Here is a 234-nt window from a genome sequence, read left to right as displayed (position 1 = left end):
GGCTACGATTCCGCCGGTTTGACCGTCATTCGTGATGGCGAATTACACCGTGAGCGTCAAGTAGGCAAAGTACAAGCCTTGGTCGATGCCGTCGCAGTCAATCCAGAGTTTTTTGATGGTCATATTGGTATTGCGCATACACGTTGGGCCACGCATGGCGAGCCCGCCCAACGTAACGCCCATCCGCACGTATCCGGTAAAATTGCTGTTGTCCACAATGGTATCGTTGAGAAC

General features: G+C 52.6%; 1 protein-coding gene. It reads left to right on the top strand.

The window, feature by feature from the left end; translation table 11 throughout:
* The coding region (locus tag AAEY87_RS14440; RefSeq protein WP_502945491.1) for a class II glutamine amidotransferase domain-containing protein at window positions 1–234 on the top strand (234 nt) is incomplete at both ends.

Origin of the sequence: Psychrobacter sp. S1-30-MNA-CIBAN-0213 (assembly GCF_040309845.1) — a bacterium.
Lineage (GTDB): Bacteria > Pseudomonadota > Gammaproteobacteria > Pseudomonadales > Moraxellaceae > Psychrobacter.
This window is presented reverse-complemented; position numbering and strand designations above follow the sequence as displayed.